The organism is Shewanella polaris (assembly GCF_006385555.1).
Lineage (GTDB): Bacteria > Pseudomonadota > Gammaproteobacteria > Enterobacterales > Shewanellaceae > Shewanella > Shewanella polaris.
In genome coordinates this window covers 134,018-149,762 of sequence record NZ_CP041036.1, presented here as the reverse complement: position 1 = coordinate 149,762, position 15,745 = coordinate 134,018, and the positions used below count along the sequence as shown (strand labels likewise).

Here is a 15,745-nt window from a genome sequence, read left to right as displayed (position 1 = left end):
TCAACCCTTTGTGGCAAATGAGGCGCAAATATCTGCTACTCTTTGTGTTGCATCTAATACCGCAACGCTTCTTGCTTTATGACCCATTTGGGTTAGTTGTTGTCTATTTTCAGCAAATAACTGCAATTTTTCTGCAAGATTATCAGCATTTAAAATCGTTTGCGGCAATAAGAAGCTTGCCCCTGCATCGACTAATACCGATGCATTTATTGTTTGATGATCGTCAACAGCGTGAGGATACGGTACTAAAATACTCGGTAATCCTACCGCTGCAAGTTCTGATACAGTTAATGCACCAGAACGACAGACCACTACATCAGCCCAACGGTAAGCCGCTTCCATATCGTCAATAAACTCAGCAACGTTGACCGTGTCTAGCTGGCCTAATTGCTGATAACTGGCTTTCACCGCAGTCTGGTTGTTTTTACCCACTTGGTGCCAAACCGTCAGTGAATGATGCTTACTTAAATGGGCAACCACGGCAGGCATTACATCATTCAGAACCTTTGCACCTAAACTGCCACCCACCACTAGCACTCTTAATGCATCTGCTTGAGGTGTTTTAATTTGTTCGCCTAACTCTATCAATTCTTGACGAATGGGGTTGCCCACAATCTCAACATTGGCCACGTTACTGGCAAAGGTATTGGGAAACGCACACAACACCTTTTTCGCAATCTTAGATAACAATTTATTGGTCAAACCTGGAATCGCATTTTGTTCATGCAACACCACTGGAATACCAGATAATTTTCCTGCCACGCCACCAGGGCCGCTGGCAAAACCACCCATTCCTAAAATGACATCAGGCTTGAAATCATCAATCACAGCTTTAGCTTGAATGATTGAACGGATAATCTTAAACGGAGCCGCTAACTTACGAATAAGTCCATTACCGCGAACACCTTTAATGTCAATAAATTCAATATCAAATCCATGCTGAGGAACAAGACGAGCTTCCATACGATCAGCAGTACCTAGCCAACGGACCTGCCAGCCATTTTTGGCTAAATATTTTGCCACCGCCAGAGCAGGAAAAACATGTCCACCCGTACCACCAGCCATAATTAATATTTTAGGAGAGTGACTCATATTACTGTTCATTAACTGGTTCTCCCTTTCACGGCTTGTACCAAACTAACTCGCCGTTCATGATCTATTCTAACGAGCAGCATCACCGCCGCAGTCATAATCCATAAACTACTGCCACCGTAACTAATAAACGGTAGAGTCAGCCCTTTGGTTGGTAACATACCAATACTGGCGCCTACGTTAACAACGGTCTGAAAACACACCCAAATACCCACACCATAAGCAACATAGCTTTCAAATGGACGCTGCATTTTCAAACATAAATTGCCTAATCTAATCGCACGAATTGCAATGAAAAATAGTGTTAATAACACCACAATGATACCGATAAAACCAAGTTCTTCACCAATGACCGCAAAAATGAAATCTGTGTGAGCTTCGGGTAAATAAGCTAACTTCTGAATACTGTTACCTAATCCCTGACCAAGCCAATCACCCCGTCCATAAGCCATTAAAGATTGCGTCAACTGATAGCCGCTACCAAAGGGATCTTCCCATGGGTCCATAAACGAAGTAACTCGTCGCATACGGTAAGGCTCAAACAATACCAGTAATACGAATGTAGCTACGCCAAGTAACACCAATACCATAAAGTCAGTAATGCGTGCGCCAGCTAAAAACAATAAACTTACCGTACACACAAACAGTACTACCACCGTACCAAGGTCAGGCTGCAATAAAATCAATACAGCAAACAAACCGTAAACCCCAATCGGTTTGTAAAAACCTTTACGGTTTTCGCGCAATTCACCATGACGACGAACTAAGTACCCCGCCATATAAACAATAAATATAAACTTGGCCATTTCGGCAACTTGAATCCGAATAGGGCCGACAGACAACCAACGACGGGCACCATTAACCGAGGTACCAATAAACAACACGGCTATCAATAAAACCAGCACAGCTAACATCAACATGCCGCTATTTTTTTCCCAATAGCTGACTTCAAATTTAAGTACCACATATGAAATTATCACGCAGCCCACAAGGTAAAGCACATGACGATACATAAAATAAAATGGATCACCCGTCAGTTTGGTCGCTTCGGGCATCGAAGCTGACATCACCATGATAAAACCAAAACACATCAAGCCAACAATCGCGACTAAAAAACTACGGTCGTATAACGGCATGCCAGGAGCATGACCGTCCGATAGCAACGAGGGTAAAGACCAATTAAGTCCCCGTTTAAACAAGCTCAGTTGCTGCTCGTTATTCGCCATCGTCTAACGACTCCACACAATGCTTAAAATCATCACCACGCGCCATAAAGCTTTTATACATATCTAAACTGGCACAAGCTGGAGACAACAATACAATGTCTCCAGAGGTTGCCAATTCAGCCGCTTTAGCCACGGCTTCAGCCATGCTAGTGACTTGCAATGAACCCGCTTTTAATTTGGCTATTTTAGGCCCGTCTCTGCCTAGCGTAATCAATTGAGTTATGTTCGCCAATGGTTCAGCAAGCGGGCTAAAATCACCGCCTTTACCATCACCACCAGCAATCAAATATATATCGCCTAAATGTGAACTAAGCCCTTCAAGTGCTGCTACTGTTGCACCAACGTTGGTTGCTTTAGAGTCATTGATATAAGACACACCTTGTTTAACCGCAATCAACTCACAACGGTGACTTAAACCAACAAAGCTTTTGGCTACTTCAATCATGGCTTCTTTAGCTACACCACAAGCATCTGCTAATGCCATTGCAGCTAATAAGTTTGCATGGTTATGACTACCAATTAATTTCACTTCACTTAAATTAATGATCTCACTGTCACCATGAAAAATTTTGCCATCACTTAATCCCCACTCATCGCCTTCTGGTACACCCAAACCGAAATTATTTTGATTCATTGGCTCTAATGGGTAAGTCAGTTGATCGTCACGGTTATACATCACAAAACGACTTTGAGGATATAAACGTAACTTGGCTTCGCGATAGGTATTCAAGTCACTATAACGATCCATATGGTCTTCACTAATATTAAGACACGTTGCCGCAATACAATTTAGTGAATGGGTGGTTTCAAGTTGAAAGCTTGATAACTCAAGTACAAAAATATCTGCACCTTGAGGCAATAAATCCAGTGCTGGCGTGCCAATATTGCCGCCAATCGCTACCGACTTATCGGCGGCAAGCAACATTTCGTAAACCAGTGTCGTCACGGTAGACTTACCGTTTGAGCCAGTAATTCCCACAACACAAGGTTTACGGTCGGCAATTTCGCGAGCAAACAGCTCAATATCGCCAATTACCTCAATGCCCATATCAATTGCCGCGCGTACTTCAGGAGTATCAATGGGCACACCCGGGCTAATAATAATCTGACTTGCTTGGACTAAATAACGGCAATCAAACCCACCCGCTAATAACTCAATATCGGCAAACTCTTTTGCTAACGCCTCTGCACCTGGCGGTTGACGTCGACTGTCCATCACTAAAGGTTTAATCCCTTTAGTTGCTAAAAAACGCACGATCGAGAGCCCTGTGGCCCCTAAACCTAAAACAATGTGCGTATATTGAGAATGCATAATACTGACCTTTCTTAATTGTTTAGCGTAATTTCAATGTCGCGAGACCCAATAACACTAAAAACAACGAGATAATCCAAAAGCGCACAATGACACGCGGCTCTGGCCACCCTTTTAACTCATAATGATGATGGATAGGTGCCATCCGAAAAATACGTTGGCCTCGTAATTTGTACGAACCCACTTGTAAAATGACAGACACTGTTTCCATTACAAAAACGCCACCCATAATCACCAGTAAAATCTCTTGGCGAACTAAAATAGCAATCACACCTAATGCAGCGCCCAATGCTAGTGACCCCACATCACCCATAAAGACTTGTGCTGGATAAGTGTTAAACCATAAAAAGCCTAAACCCGCCCCAACGATAGCAGTACAAACAATCACTAACTCACCCGCTAATGGCAGATGTGGAATATGCAAATAACTGGCAAACTGCGCATGACCAGACAAATATGCAATTAATGCGAATGCCGCTGCCACCATTACGGTAGGCATAATAGCTAAGCCATCTAAACCATCGGTTAAGTTCACCGCATTACTGGCACCCACAATGGTGAAGTAAGCTAAAACGATAAACATCATGCCAAGTTGAGGCATGATATCTTTAAAAAATGGCACCACTAATTGAGTTTCTCCGGGCAAGCTTGCTGTACTATACAAAAACACAGCTACAACTAATGCCGCTATAGACTGAAATGCATATTTCCAACGCGCAATCAAACCCTTAGTATCTTTTTTCACGACTTTACGATAATCATCGATAAAGCCAATAGCACCAAAACTACCCAATACAAATAAGGTGACCAACACATAACGGTTGGATAGATCACCCCATAACAGTACGCTGATAAAAATACCGGCGAGGATCAGTAGTCCACCCATTGTTGGTGTACCACGTTTGCTAAAATGAGATTCTGGACCGTCATCTCGTACCACTTGACCAATTTGCAACATTTGCAAACGCTTGATCAAAATAGGTCCCCACCACAAACTACACACCAGAGCAGTTAACAAGCCTAAAATAGCCCGAAACGTTACGTATGAAAAAACGTTAAACCCTGAATAAAACTGGGTCAAATACTCGGCTAGATAAACCAGCATCTACACTAACTCCCCACGCCCATAGGCATCTAATAAACTGTCCACAACTCGCTCCATAGCAGCGCTGCGGGAACCTTTAACTAAAACGGTGATATAACCTGTGGTACTTGCTAACTGTTTTTGCAGTGCTACGATTAATTGCTCTTGAGCACAAAAGTGTTCACTGCCAAATGCTTCACTGGTATTTGCCGACAACGGGCCGCAACAAAATAGCGACTCTATGTTTGCATTCTTAACCTGCAACCCAACACTCGCGTGCAAAGGGGCAGCATTGTCGCCTAATTCACCCAAATCTCCCAGCACTAAACAGCGATATCCATCACGTTGTTGCAACCAATTAATCGCTGCACTTACTGATGTTGGATTTGCGTTATAACTATCATCAATTAATAACACCCGACCAAGAACATGTGGTTGCATTCGTCCCTTCACAGGTTTTAGCAATGCAAAGCCTTGCGCAATTTCAACTAGCGACAACCCTAAAGCTATACACATCGAAGCCGCCGCAAGCGCATTACTCACTTGATGCAGACCAGCCAAAGGCAACTGCACCGCTTCTTGCTGAGTTTTAAAACCTAAAGTAAAACGGTAACAACCATGAATATCGACTTCGATATCAGTGGCTTTTACTTCGGCATCTACAGCTGTTTGACAAGAGAAACACAGTTGCTTGTGCCCTTGAGAACGCTGCAACATAAAACCGGCAAACTTGTCGTCTGCATTAATAATCGCAGTGCCATCTGGTGCGAGATGATTAAAAATTTCAGACTTAGCCTGAGCAACACCTTCCAGCGAACCAAAACCTTCAAGATGAGCATTGCCGACATTGTTAACCAGTGCGACACGGGGCTGAACTAATGATGAGGTGTAATCAATCTCACCTCGATGATTTGCCCCTAGTTCAAACACCCCATACTCATCACCTTCACTTAAACGCAGTAAAGTTAATGGCACACCAATTTCATTATTAAAATTACCGGCAGTAAACAACACCTGATGATGCTGCGATAAAATAGTAGCCAGCATTTCTTTAACGCTGGTTTTGCCATTAGAGCCAGTAAGGGCAACACAAATAGGGTCAACTTGTTGACGTACAAGTGCGCCAATGTTACCCATGGATTTTTGTGTGTCGGTTACAATAATTTGTGCCACATCAAAAGGCAGTAGATGATCAACTAAGAGGGCTTGTGCGCCATTTTTTATTGCGGTTTCAGCAAAGTCATGACCATCAAAACGCTCGCCTTTTAAGGCGATGAATAAACATTGAGATTCAATTTTTCGACTATCAGTGCTAACAGCACTAATTACCTGATCATCACCTGTTAATGTGCCATTAAGATGTAGCGCTAAAGCAGATAAAGATAAACGGATCATAACGCCTCCTTAGACAGTCTAAGGGCTAGAGCTCGTTCATCATAATCAATACGTCGACCGGCTATTTCTTGATAGGTTTCATGGCCTTTACCTGCAAGTAATACAATGTCATCCACCTTTGCTAATGCTGCGACTTGGGTAATAGCTTGAATACGATCGACCTGGGTTAGCACACTTTGAGATTGGCTAATACCCTCTAAAATATCGTTAATAATGGCTTGTGGATCTTCACTGCGAGCATTATCGCTAGTGATCATCACTTTGTCTGCATATTGTTCAGCTGCTTGTGCCATTAATGGTCGCTTACCTTTATCACGGTCACCACCACAACCAAATACACACCAAAGAGTGCCATTACAATGTACTCGCAATGCTTTTAAGGCTTGTTCAATGGCATCCGGAGTATGAGCATAATCGACGACTAAAGTGGCTTTATTAAGTGATGAGAATCGTTCCATACGACCCGCTACAGGTATTAATTTACACACAACCGTTAATATTGAAGCCATTGCAGTACCTTGTAAATACAAGGCTGCAATAGCCGCAACAAGATTGGACAAGTTAAATGCACCTAATAATGGTGACTGAATTTGTGCTGATAATTGTCCATTTAATGCTGGATAGTGTAATTGAGCGGTCACACCTGCATCATGATATTCAATAGCATCACAATAAAAATCGGCTGAAGTATCACCTTCAATGCTGAAGGATTTGTTTTTCCCATCTGCCAATTCGGTCAGCCATTTGGCTCCGACAGCATCATCAATATTAATAACACCATGTTTTAGGCTAGGAAATTTAAATAAACGTTTTTTGGCAGCAGCGTAAGAATCCATATCGCCATGATAATCAAGATGATCACGGCTTAAATTGGTAAAGACTGCAATCTCAAATGGGGCCGCCTCAACACGCCCTTGCACTAAGCCATGGCTTGATACTTCCATGGCACACAACTCTGCGCCTTGGGCAGAAAACTCGCTAAGTTGACGCATTACAGTCACAGCATCAGCCGTGGTGTTACCACTATCAACAAGTTGTCCCCATAAACCATTGCCTAACGTTCCCATCACAGCGGCTTTATGCCCGAGTAAATGTACAATTTGAGCAATAATTTGGCTTACTGAGGTTTTGCCGTTGGTACCGGTTATCCCAATCAAAGATAAGGATTGGTTGTTTGATAAATAAAACTGCGCCGCAACGGCCGATAATTGACGGCCTAATTGGAAAAAATAGACTAATGGAACGGCATATTGAATACGATCGACTATACCGTGCTCATCAGGATTATCGGTATGCACCAGTATTGCCGTCGCACCCGCATCAATAGCTTGGGAAATGAATGCTCGGCCATCAACGTTATAACCTGGCAAGGCTACAAATAAACCACCCACTTTAACTTCACGGCTATCTAGCGTTAATCCATTAATAGATTCGCGACCAGAGTAATGGAACCATGGCGCTAATAGGTCATTTAATAACATTATTCAGCGCCCCCTGCGCAGCGGCCAAATGAACAGCCTCCCGCTCTGAAATTGGTTCAACATTAAGCATTTGCAAGGCGCCGGACATTATTTTCGCAAACGCTGGACCAGCGACATCACCACCGTAATATTTGTCACCTTTAGGTTCATTAATCACAACCGAAATAGCTAACCGCGGGTTGTGAACAGGGGCAACGCCTGCAAATAAGGCAACATAGTCATCTCCATAACCACCTGCAACGGCTTTGCGACTAGTACCGGTTTTACCTGCAACAGGATAACCATCAATATGTGCTTTGGTTGCTGTTCCTCCTGTTTCAGTCACGCCAACTAGCATTTCCATCACGTCATGGGCCACTTGAGATGAAATAACTTGTTCACCTTTAGGTGCTTGTCTCAATTTTAAAATCGACACAGGATAAAGAATACCGCCACTGCCTAACGTCGCGTACATACGTGCAATTTGTAATGGTGTTGCGGTAAAGCCATAACCGAAAGATAAAGTCGCACGCTCAAAATCGGACCAGCGATGACGATTATGAATTAATCCCGCGCTTTCACCGGTTAAATTAATACCCGAATAATTACCTAAACCCATTGATTGGTAAGTGCCTAACAACTGTTCTACCGGTATCGATAAGGCAAGCTTACTAATACCCACGTTACTAGACTTAACCAAAATTTTAGCTAATGAGATTTCACCATAATTATGAGAATCACGTACTTGGCGACCACCGATGCGCATCCAACCAGGTGATGTCGAAATCAATTCATTTGCTTTCACTTTACCAGCTTCAAGTGCAGCCGCTACAACGAAAGGTTTAATGGTTGAGCCCGGTTCAAATGTGTCAGTTAATGCACGATTACGCATCCGATGCGGCTGTAAGTTATCGCGAGAATTGGGGTTGTAAGAAGGAGTGTTCGCCATCGCGAGTACTTCACCAGTATGAACATCAATGACCACGACAGACCCAGAGGTCGCTTGGTATATTTCGGTAGCACGCTTTAGTTCGCGATATGCTAATTGTTGAATACGCTGATCAATGCTCAGCACTAAATCATTTGAGCTTTCGCCTTGTTGCACAATATCTAAGCGTTCGACCACACTGCCATCACGCGATTTACGTACCTTTTGTTTCGAAGGCGTTCCCGTAAGCCAAGTATTATAAGTATTTTCAATCCCCTCAATCCCCACATCATCAATATTGGTAATACCGATTAATTGTGCGGTTATTTCACTTGCGGGGTAATAACGCCTAGATTCAGATTTAAGGTAAATACCACCAATTTTAAGCTGTTCAATGTAATCAGCAACAGCAGACGGCACTTGACGTTTAAGGTATACAAAACGTTTTTTAGGATTATTTTTGACTTTATTAACTAATTCTTCGACGGGTTCTTGCAGTACGTCAGCAAGCGCTTGCCAACGGCGCATATCTTTAAATGCATCTTGATCATGAGCATGTTTCGGATCAGCCCACACGGCTTGTACAGGAACACTGACTGCAAGCATATCGCCATTGCGATCGGTTATTAAGCCTCGTTGAACTTGGTTACTGGTTGTGCGCAATGTCCGCATATCACTTTCGTGACGCAGTTTATCTGGCTCAATTATTTGAATATAAGCAGCACGTGCAATTAGACAGCAAAATAACAGCAATACGAATCCCACCACAACGTATAAACGCCATGGAATCAGTTCGTGACCTAATTTTTTCTTTGCTTGTCTAGCCATATTCCCTATGCTCACTGGACTCGAATGATAACTTCCTCCTTAGGAAGCGGCCGAGACATATTTAATTCTTTGGTTGCCATCCGAGTCACGCGACTGTGTTCAGATTGCGATTGCTCTTCTAATAATAAATTTCGCCATTCAATATCTAAGCGATCTTGCTCTTGCAGAAGTTGATCCCATTGAGTAATCAACTTACGTGTTACATGGCTGGTATAAACTACGGCTACACCATTCAAAACAACCAGTACACTCAACAGCAATACCCACTTATGGTGCCAAATGTCATGTAACACAATCCGAGGTAAATTTAATGATGATTGGCTCACATTAGCCTCAGTAGTTAGTAATCCAGACGCTCAGCAACTCGTAATACCGAGCTACGTGAACGTGGATTTTGCTCTATTTCCGCATCAGAAGGCTTCATCGCCTTACTAACCGCTTTTAATTTACGGGATTTATTAATCTCAGCTTCGGTAATCGGCAAGCCATGTGGCACACTTTCACCTTGACTATTGCGACGAATAAAACGCTTCACCATACGATCTTCAAGCGAATGGAAACTGATCACCGATAATCGCCCTTGAGGTGCTAATACCGCTAACGCGCCTTCGAGTGCTTGGTCTATTTGTTCTAACTCACTGTTGATATAAATACGAATAGCCTGGAATACACGCGTCGCCGGATGTTTATTACGTTCTTTGTTTTTGGTAATACGCGCAATTAAATCGGCTAAGTCTTTGGTTCGTAAAAATGGTGTTTTCTCGCGATCGGCAACAATACAACGGGCGATATGACGCGAATTTTTTTCTTCACCATAGGTTTTAAATACCCATGCCATGTCTTCAATTTCAGCACGCGCTATCCACTGAGCTGCAGTTTGCCCCTGGCTATTGTCCATACGCATATCAAGTGGGCCATCACGTAAAAAACTAAAGCCACGCTCTGCATCGTCTAGCTGTGGTGACGACACGCCAAGATCAAGTAATACGCCATTGATTTTGCCAGTTAATCCAAGTTCCTCGACATACTCAGCTAATTGACCAAAGCCACCGTGTACGATTTGAAAACGTGGATCATCTGCAAACTGTTTCGCCGCTTCAATAGCTTGTGGATCACGATCAATTGCAATTAAACGACCCTTTTCACCCAAGTGGCTTAATACATGACGCGAATGCCCACCACGGCCAAAGGTGCCATCAATATAGATACCATCACGTTGAATATTGAGTCCTTCAACGGTCTCATTCAGTAATACAGATAAATGGGCAAACTCTTGGCTCATTGGGTTCTTCTAACCTTTTTGGTCACTACAGTGAAAAGTGTGCCAGACGTTCATTGCTGGCTAAATCTTGGCTTTGAATGAGCGTATTGCCATCATCCATTTGTTGCTGCCAAGCACTCTCTTCCCATAGTTCAAATTTATTCAGTAAGCCCACCAGCATAGTTTTCTTTTCTAAACTGGCGAAACTTCGCAATGCCGGCGGAATAACAATACGTCCGTGGCTGTCTAGTTCGCAATCTTGTGCGTGGCCTAGTAATTTTCGTTTAAAGGAACGTTCAAGAGGATCGGTATCTGAAAGCAATCTTAGCTTTGCTTCAATTTGCTCCCATTCATGTAATGGATAAATCAACAAACAAGCAGCTTCAATGTCAACGGTCATAATCACAGTTCCAGCATGCTCCACACGTAACGCATCACGGTATCTCGCTGGAATAGCGATCCGCCCTTTAGCATCCATGTTGATTGCACTGGCACCACGAAACACGTTATTTAGCCTCTTTTATTAACATTCGATCCACAATGATCCACTTTATCCCACAAATGCTAAGTTTAGGGACTCTATGCAAGTGTTGTCAAGGGATGGACTGATATATTAAATCCAGACCCCAAGCGGGTTAGCAGCAAATTAATATCAAGCAGGATGAATGACTGAGCTATCTGTAGAAAACAGCTAAAAATCAGGGTAAATGAGTTAAACCAGAGACATAACGGTCACTTTATCGACTAAAATAGTCTCGCAATCTTTTTAATTAATTATCTTTTATCGTTCGAATACACCATATTCAGGGGCAATACAGCCAAAAAACTCAACATTAATTGTATTAAAAATCAATAAATAATCGACTGAGTCAACTTTTAGCCATTTAAATACCGCTTTATATTATATTTTTGCATGCCCTTATGGCCCATCACAGCATTCCAAAAAGGCTTAAACGGTGTTTTTCAAGATAGTTAGCACCTTAATACACATCATCGTGCCTATTAATATCCAGTCCACCACACTATCTAAGTCATTACCCGCTAAATATGAGCGAGAACGCGTCGCTAAACAACAGAGTGCTAGATATGATATTAATCATGTTAAGGGCAAGCATTTTATCAACTCAACTCTCAATCACAGTTAATTATTCTTAATGCCTCAAAAGGAAAAAAGTGGCGATCACACAATTTAAATACTTAAAAGCAATATGATAACAAAAGAGAAAAAGAACAAATTGATAGGGAGTGACTAACCTTAGATCAGAATAATAGCCGGATAGTGACCAGAATTTTAATCCAGCTACAAGTAGCATAGTCTAAGTAAATTGCGTATAAAGCGCCGTGATATTGATATAGTTCAGTTAGCTTGGGCTAACAGATTTAAAATAACTATTCATAATCAAAAAATAAGCATCATTACTGATGACCACTTTCAGCGAGAAACGGATGTGAGGCCATTAACCGCCAACGGAAATATCAACCAGACGACTCGCAACCTAAAAAAGATTAAATTTTAATCAAAAAGGGTCGATAAACAGTTATGATGATAACAATCACAGTTTTTCACAGCCAAAGGAGCACAACATGAGTATTGACAGCATTTATGCCATGTTAGCTCGGCCTGTACAGGCCGTGAGTGAACATAAACGTATTGTTAAACAGGTCAGCAATGTGAGTCCAATTAGTGCGGACAGTCACGAAGCGCCTCAATCACAATTGCCACCGAGCGTTAGCCATAAAATAGCCATTCAACGTCAAGACGCACCACGCCAAGAAAGACGAGCCAAACCGCGAACCGTCAATGATAAAAAAAACATCGGTAGCCGCATTAGACGAATGAAATCTGATGATCGATTCTCTACTCGCGGAGAAAGCTCGAGTCAACATATTGATATTGAAGTCTAATTAATCTTAATACTCATTAAGTTATGCATTAGGGCTTACTTGCGCTACCGCTTTTTTCCAACCAAGATATAACTTTTCGCGGGTTTCTATATCCATTGTGGAAGTAAACTCACGCTCAGTAGACAGCATAATTTGTAATTCATCGGTCGACTCCCACACGCCAACTGCCAAGCCAGCGAGAAATGCCGCACCCATCGCGGTGGTTTCAATCACTCGCGGACGAATAACAGTTACCCCTGTAATATCAGCTTGAAATTGCATTAAAAAGTCATTAGAAACTGCACCACCATCGACCCTAATTTGTGTCAGTGGCACGTTAGAATCTTTACTCATGGCATCAAGTACATCACGAGATTGATAAGCAATCGCTTCTAATGCTGCACGGATAATATGGTTGCGATTAGCACCACGGGTGAGCCCAACAATCGCTCCTCGAGCATCTGCATCCCAATAAGGCGCACCAAGTCCCACAAATGCTGGAACCAAATAAACACCGTTGGTATCTTCTACTTTATCAGCAAAATATTGGGTATCACACGCATCGTCAATTAACCCTAACTCATCGCGCAGCCATTGAATAACCGCGCCACCCATAAATACCGAACCTTCTAAAGCATAATTTACCTTAGCGTCTGCACCAATGGCAATGGTTGTTAATAACCCATGAGTGGACTCTACGGCTTTGTCGCCAGTATTCATCAATAAGAAACATCCTGTTCCATAAGTATTTTTTGCCATCCCAGGTTCAATGCACAATTGGCCAAATAATGCCGATTGTTGATCCCCAGCCATCCCAGCGACAGGAGTGTGATTACCTGCAAGTTCGGTATAACCGTATATTGCACAAGAAGGTTTCACTTCAGGTAGCATTGCCCTAGGTATATTAAACAGATCGAGGAGCTCTTGATCCCATTGTTGATCATGAATATTAAATAACATTGTCCTTGAAGCATTGGTCGGTTCGGTCACATGGACTTCACCTTGCGTGAGTTTCCACACTAACCAAGTATCGACAGTGCCAAACAATAAATCCCCAGCTTCGGCTTGTTCACGCGCGCCTTCAATGTTATTTAAAATCCACTCAATTTTGGACGCTGAAAAGTAAGGGTCTAGTACCAGCCCAGTTTTCTGACGAACCATCTCTTCAGCACCCTGCGCTTTATGATGTTGGCATATAGTTTGGCTACGACGACACTGCCATACGATCGCATTACATACTGGCTTACCTGTGTGTTTGTTCCAGACTATTGTCGTCTCACGCTGATTGGTAATGCCAATCGCAGCAACCTCACGATGACTGATCCCCGCACGAGTCAGAACCTCAATGAGAACTGAACTTTGTGAAGACCATATCTCCATCGGATCATGTTCTACCCAACCCGCTTGCGGATAATGTTGCGTAAACTCACGATGAGCAACCGCTACAATATTTACTTGATGATCGAACACAATAGCACGAGAACTTGTAGTTCCCTGATCTAACGCAACAATGTATTTTTTAGCCACCATCTGATGCCCTATATCATTTTTATATGATTATTTTATTTAATCATAATAGTATCATTTCCTACATAGACATCTAAAATTACTGTAAACAATGTTCCTCTTTGAGCATCAATTTCATATTAAAAGGCCCCGCAATTGCGAGGCCTAGTTATCAATAATATTGAACTACATTTTATAGCTTAACTGTACACCAGCGAGCCAAACATCACCCGTCGCTTCACCAGTAAACCCAACTGATGCGATACCCAATAGATCTTGTGTCTCGTTAATCGGGGCATCACCATGAGTGCGAATATAAGTAACACCTACATCAACATTCAAATTTTGGGATACTTGGTAACCAGTACCCACACTAAACCATAAACGGTCAGTGTCGGGGATAGTCGTGGTGCGATCTTGATCGTCAACAGCCGTTTTATCAAGCGCCATGCCAGCACGAATTGTCCATTGGTTATTTACCAAGTACGTTGTACCAATTGCATAACGCCAGTTATCTTTAAAGTTTTCTTCTTTTACTACATCAGACTCTAAGTCACCAACAGGCTTTACGTCACCAGTGAAATGCGCCTCTAGTTTGTCAAAAACGCTCCATTCTGTCCAATTGATACTGGCATGCATAGCCCAATTTTCAGTTAACTGATGATAAGAAGCAAGCTCAGCAAATGCTGGTAACTCAATAGGCAAGTATGCATCAATCTCGCTATCTTGATCACCAGTATAAAGTAGCCCTGAAACATGACCGTCTAATTTAAGGTCGACACCACTATGGTAAGCCAAACCAATACGGTTCGCCGAATTAACCTGCCAACTGGCACCCGCTTTCCAGCCATAGCCAATATCATTACCTTCCATTGACTTCAAACTCGTACCACCATCGGGTAAAAGTTCACTGATGCTTTCAGGTACATTAGCATTAGATTTAATTGAATCCATCCAACTCGGCGTAGTCGCATCCAGTTCACCTTCACCATATACAATACGTAAACCAGCACCTACGGTAAATGTCTCATCAATACGGTAAGCAACACTAGGATTGAACTCTACAGTGGTAACCGACGTCTTGCTGCCAAAAATAGCGGCTGCATCCGATACTGGAACATCGGTCGCTAAACCATAATTAGAATTCACCGCTAGACCCCAAGTCCATTGGTCATTCAATTGATTAGAATAGTAAAAATTAGGCACAAGTGCATTGTCTGCTACATCATAGGCATCAGCATTTATAACTAATGGCTCTGAACCTAACAAGGATGAAGAAAGGGCAACATCACCAACAACATCGACATTTGGCATCACATAGATACCACCACCAGACAATTGGCGGCCTTCTAAATATGACAACATGGCTGGGTTTCGAGCCTGAGCAGAAGCATTGTCAGCCATCGCGGCTTCACCAGCAAATGCACGACCTAGGCCTGTGGCTGAATATTCTGAAAGCTGAAAGCCAGCTGCGTTCACTTGAGTTGTTGCCCCAAAAACAATGGCGCTAATCGCCAACGTTAACACTGTTTTTTTCATTATGATTCTCTGTGTTTTAGTTTCAAACTGCATAAATCGACCTGCATAGAGTAAAAGCTCGATTTAAATGAAGCTGTCAGTTTACCGATCAAAAGATGCTTTGCAATACCGTGGGAGGGCTGAATAACCTGTGAGTCATTCAATTTTAAATTGTGATCGCGATCAAATTTTTAACTTTCATTAAGTAAACTGACAGTAAAAACAGATATGAGTGTAAACTTAATCAACTA

The 15,745-nt window shown here is 42.5% G+C and carries 13 protein-coding genes; 1 reads left to right on the top strand and 12 read right to left on the bottom strand.

The features are described 5' to 3' along the window. The 10 genes from murG to mraZ are packed head-to-tail and all read right to left on the bottom strand — an operon-like array spanning window position 1 to window position 11,091. The gene (gene murG, locus FH971_RS00625) at window positions 1-1,104 is read right to left on the bottom strand and encodes an undecaprenyldiphospho-muramoylpentapeptide beta-N-acetylglucosaminyltransferase (RefSeq protein WP_420853452.1); all 1,104 of its coding nucleotides are present in this window, start codon (window positions 1,102-1,104) and stop codon (window positions 1-3) included. Continuing rightward, the gene (ftsW, locus tag FH971_RS00620; protein ID WP_137223891.1) at window positions 1,104-2,318 is read right to left on the bottom strand and encodes a cell division protein FtsW; all 1,215 of its coding nucleotides are present in this window, start codon (window positions 2,316-2,318) and stop codon (window positions 1,104-1,106) included. Before ftsW ends, murG begins: the two co-directional genes overlap by 1 nt. Next, window positions 2,308-3,630, bottom strand: a complete 1,323-nt coding sequence (gene murD / locus FH971_RS00615) for a UDP-N-acetylmuramoyl-L-alanine--D-glutamate ligase (RefSeq protein ID WP_137223893.1) — start codon at window positions 3,628-3,630, stop codon at window positions 2,308-2,310. The genes ftsW and murD overlap by 11 nt, the downstream gene beginning before the upstream one ends. Before the next feature lie 22 nt (window positions 3,631-3,652). Next, entirely contained in the window at window positions 3,653-4,735 is a 1,083-nt protein-coding gene (mraY, locus tag FH971_RS00610; protein WP_137223895.1) for a phospho-N-acetylmuramoyl-pentapeptide-transferase, read from the bottom strand. Beyond that, window positions 4,736-6,109, bottom strand: a complete 1,374-nt coding sequence (locus tag FH971_RS00605; RefSeq protein ID WP_140232963.1) for a UDP-N-acetylmuramoyl-tripeptide--D-alanyl-D-alanine ligase — start codon at window positions 6,107-6,109, stop codon at window positions 4,736-4,738. After that, window positions 6,106-7,593: a UDP-N-acetylmuramoyl-L-alanyl-D-glutamate--2,6-diaminopimelate ligase gene (gene murE / locus FH971_RS00600; protein ID WP_167496062.1), complete on the bottom strand. Its 1,488-nt coding sequence runs from the start codon at window positions 7,591-7,593 to the stop codon at window positions 6,106-6,108. The genes FH971_RS00605 and murE overlap by 4 nt, the downstream gene beginning before the upstream one ends. Then, window positions 7,577-9,325, bottom strand: coding sequence for a penicillin-binding transpeptidase domain-containing protein (locus FH971_RS00595; RefSeq protein WP_140232960.1), 1,749 nt, complete (start codon window positions 9,323-9,325; stop codon window positions 7,577-7,579). Before FH971_RS00595 ends, murE begins: the two co-directional genes overlap by 17 nt. 11 nt (window positions 9,326-9,336) lie before the next feature. Further along, complete coding sequence (gene ftsL, locus FH971_RS00590; protein WP_137223903.1) at window positions 9,337-9,651, bottom strand: cell division protein FtsL; 315 nt, start codon at window positions 9,649-9,651, stop codon at window positions 9,337-9,339. A 14-nt stretch (window positions 9,652-9,665) separates the two neighbouring features. Continuing rightward, on the bottom strand, window positions 9,666-10,607 hold the full coding sequence (rsmH, locus tag FH971_RS00585; RefSeq protein WP_140232958.1) for a 16S rRNA (cytosine(1402)-N(4))-methyltransferase RsmH: 942 nt from the start codon (window positions 10,605-10,607) through the stop codon (window positions 9,666-9,668). 25 nt (window positions 10,608-10,632) lie between these two features. Next, the gene (gene mraZ, locus FH971_RS00580) at window positions 10,633-11,091 is read right to left on the bottom strand and encodes a division/cell wall cluster transcriptional repressor MraZ (RefSeq protein ID WP_137223907.1); all 459 of its coding nucleotides are present in this window, start codon (window positions 11,089-11,091) and stop codon (window positions 10,633-10,635) included. Window positions 11,092-12,170: 1,079 nt separating this feature from the next. On the opposite strand from mraZ, the gene FH971_RS00575 reads away from it, so the two are divergent. Continuing rightward, window positions 12,171-12,491, top strand: a complete 321-nt coding sequence (locus FH971_RS00575) for a hypothetical protein (RefSeq protein WP_137223909.1) — start codon at window positions 12,171-12,173, stop codon at window positions 12,489-12,491. A 21-nt stretch (window positions 12,492-12,512) separates the two neighbouring features. Here the strand turns inward: FH971_RS00575 and glpK are convergent, their stop codons facing one another. Both glpK and FH971_RS00565 read right to left on the bottom strand, forming a co-directional pair. Further along, window positions 12,513-13,997, bottom strand: coding sequence for a glycerol kinase GlpK (glpK, locus tag FH971_RS00570; protein WP_137227372.1), 1,485 nt, complete (start codon window positions 13,995-13,997; stop codon window positions 12,513-12,515). A 165-nt stretch (window positions 13,998-14,162) separates the two neighbouring features. Then, complete coding sequence (locus FH971_RS00565; protein WP_137223911.1) at window positions 14,163-15,515, bottom strand: outer membrane protein transport protein; 1,353 nt, start codon at window positions 15,513-15,515, stop codon at window positions 14,163-14,165. Window positions 15,516-15,745 lie beyond the last annotated feature (230 nt).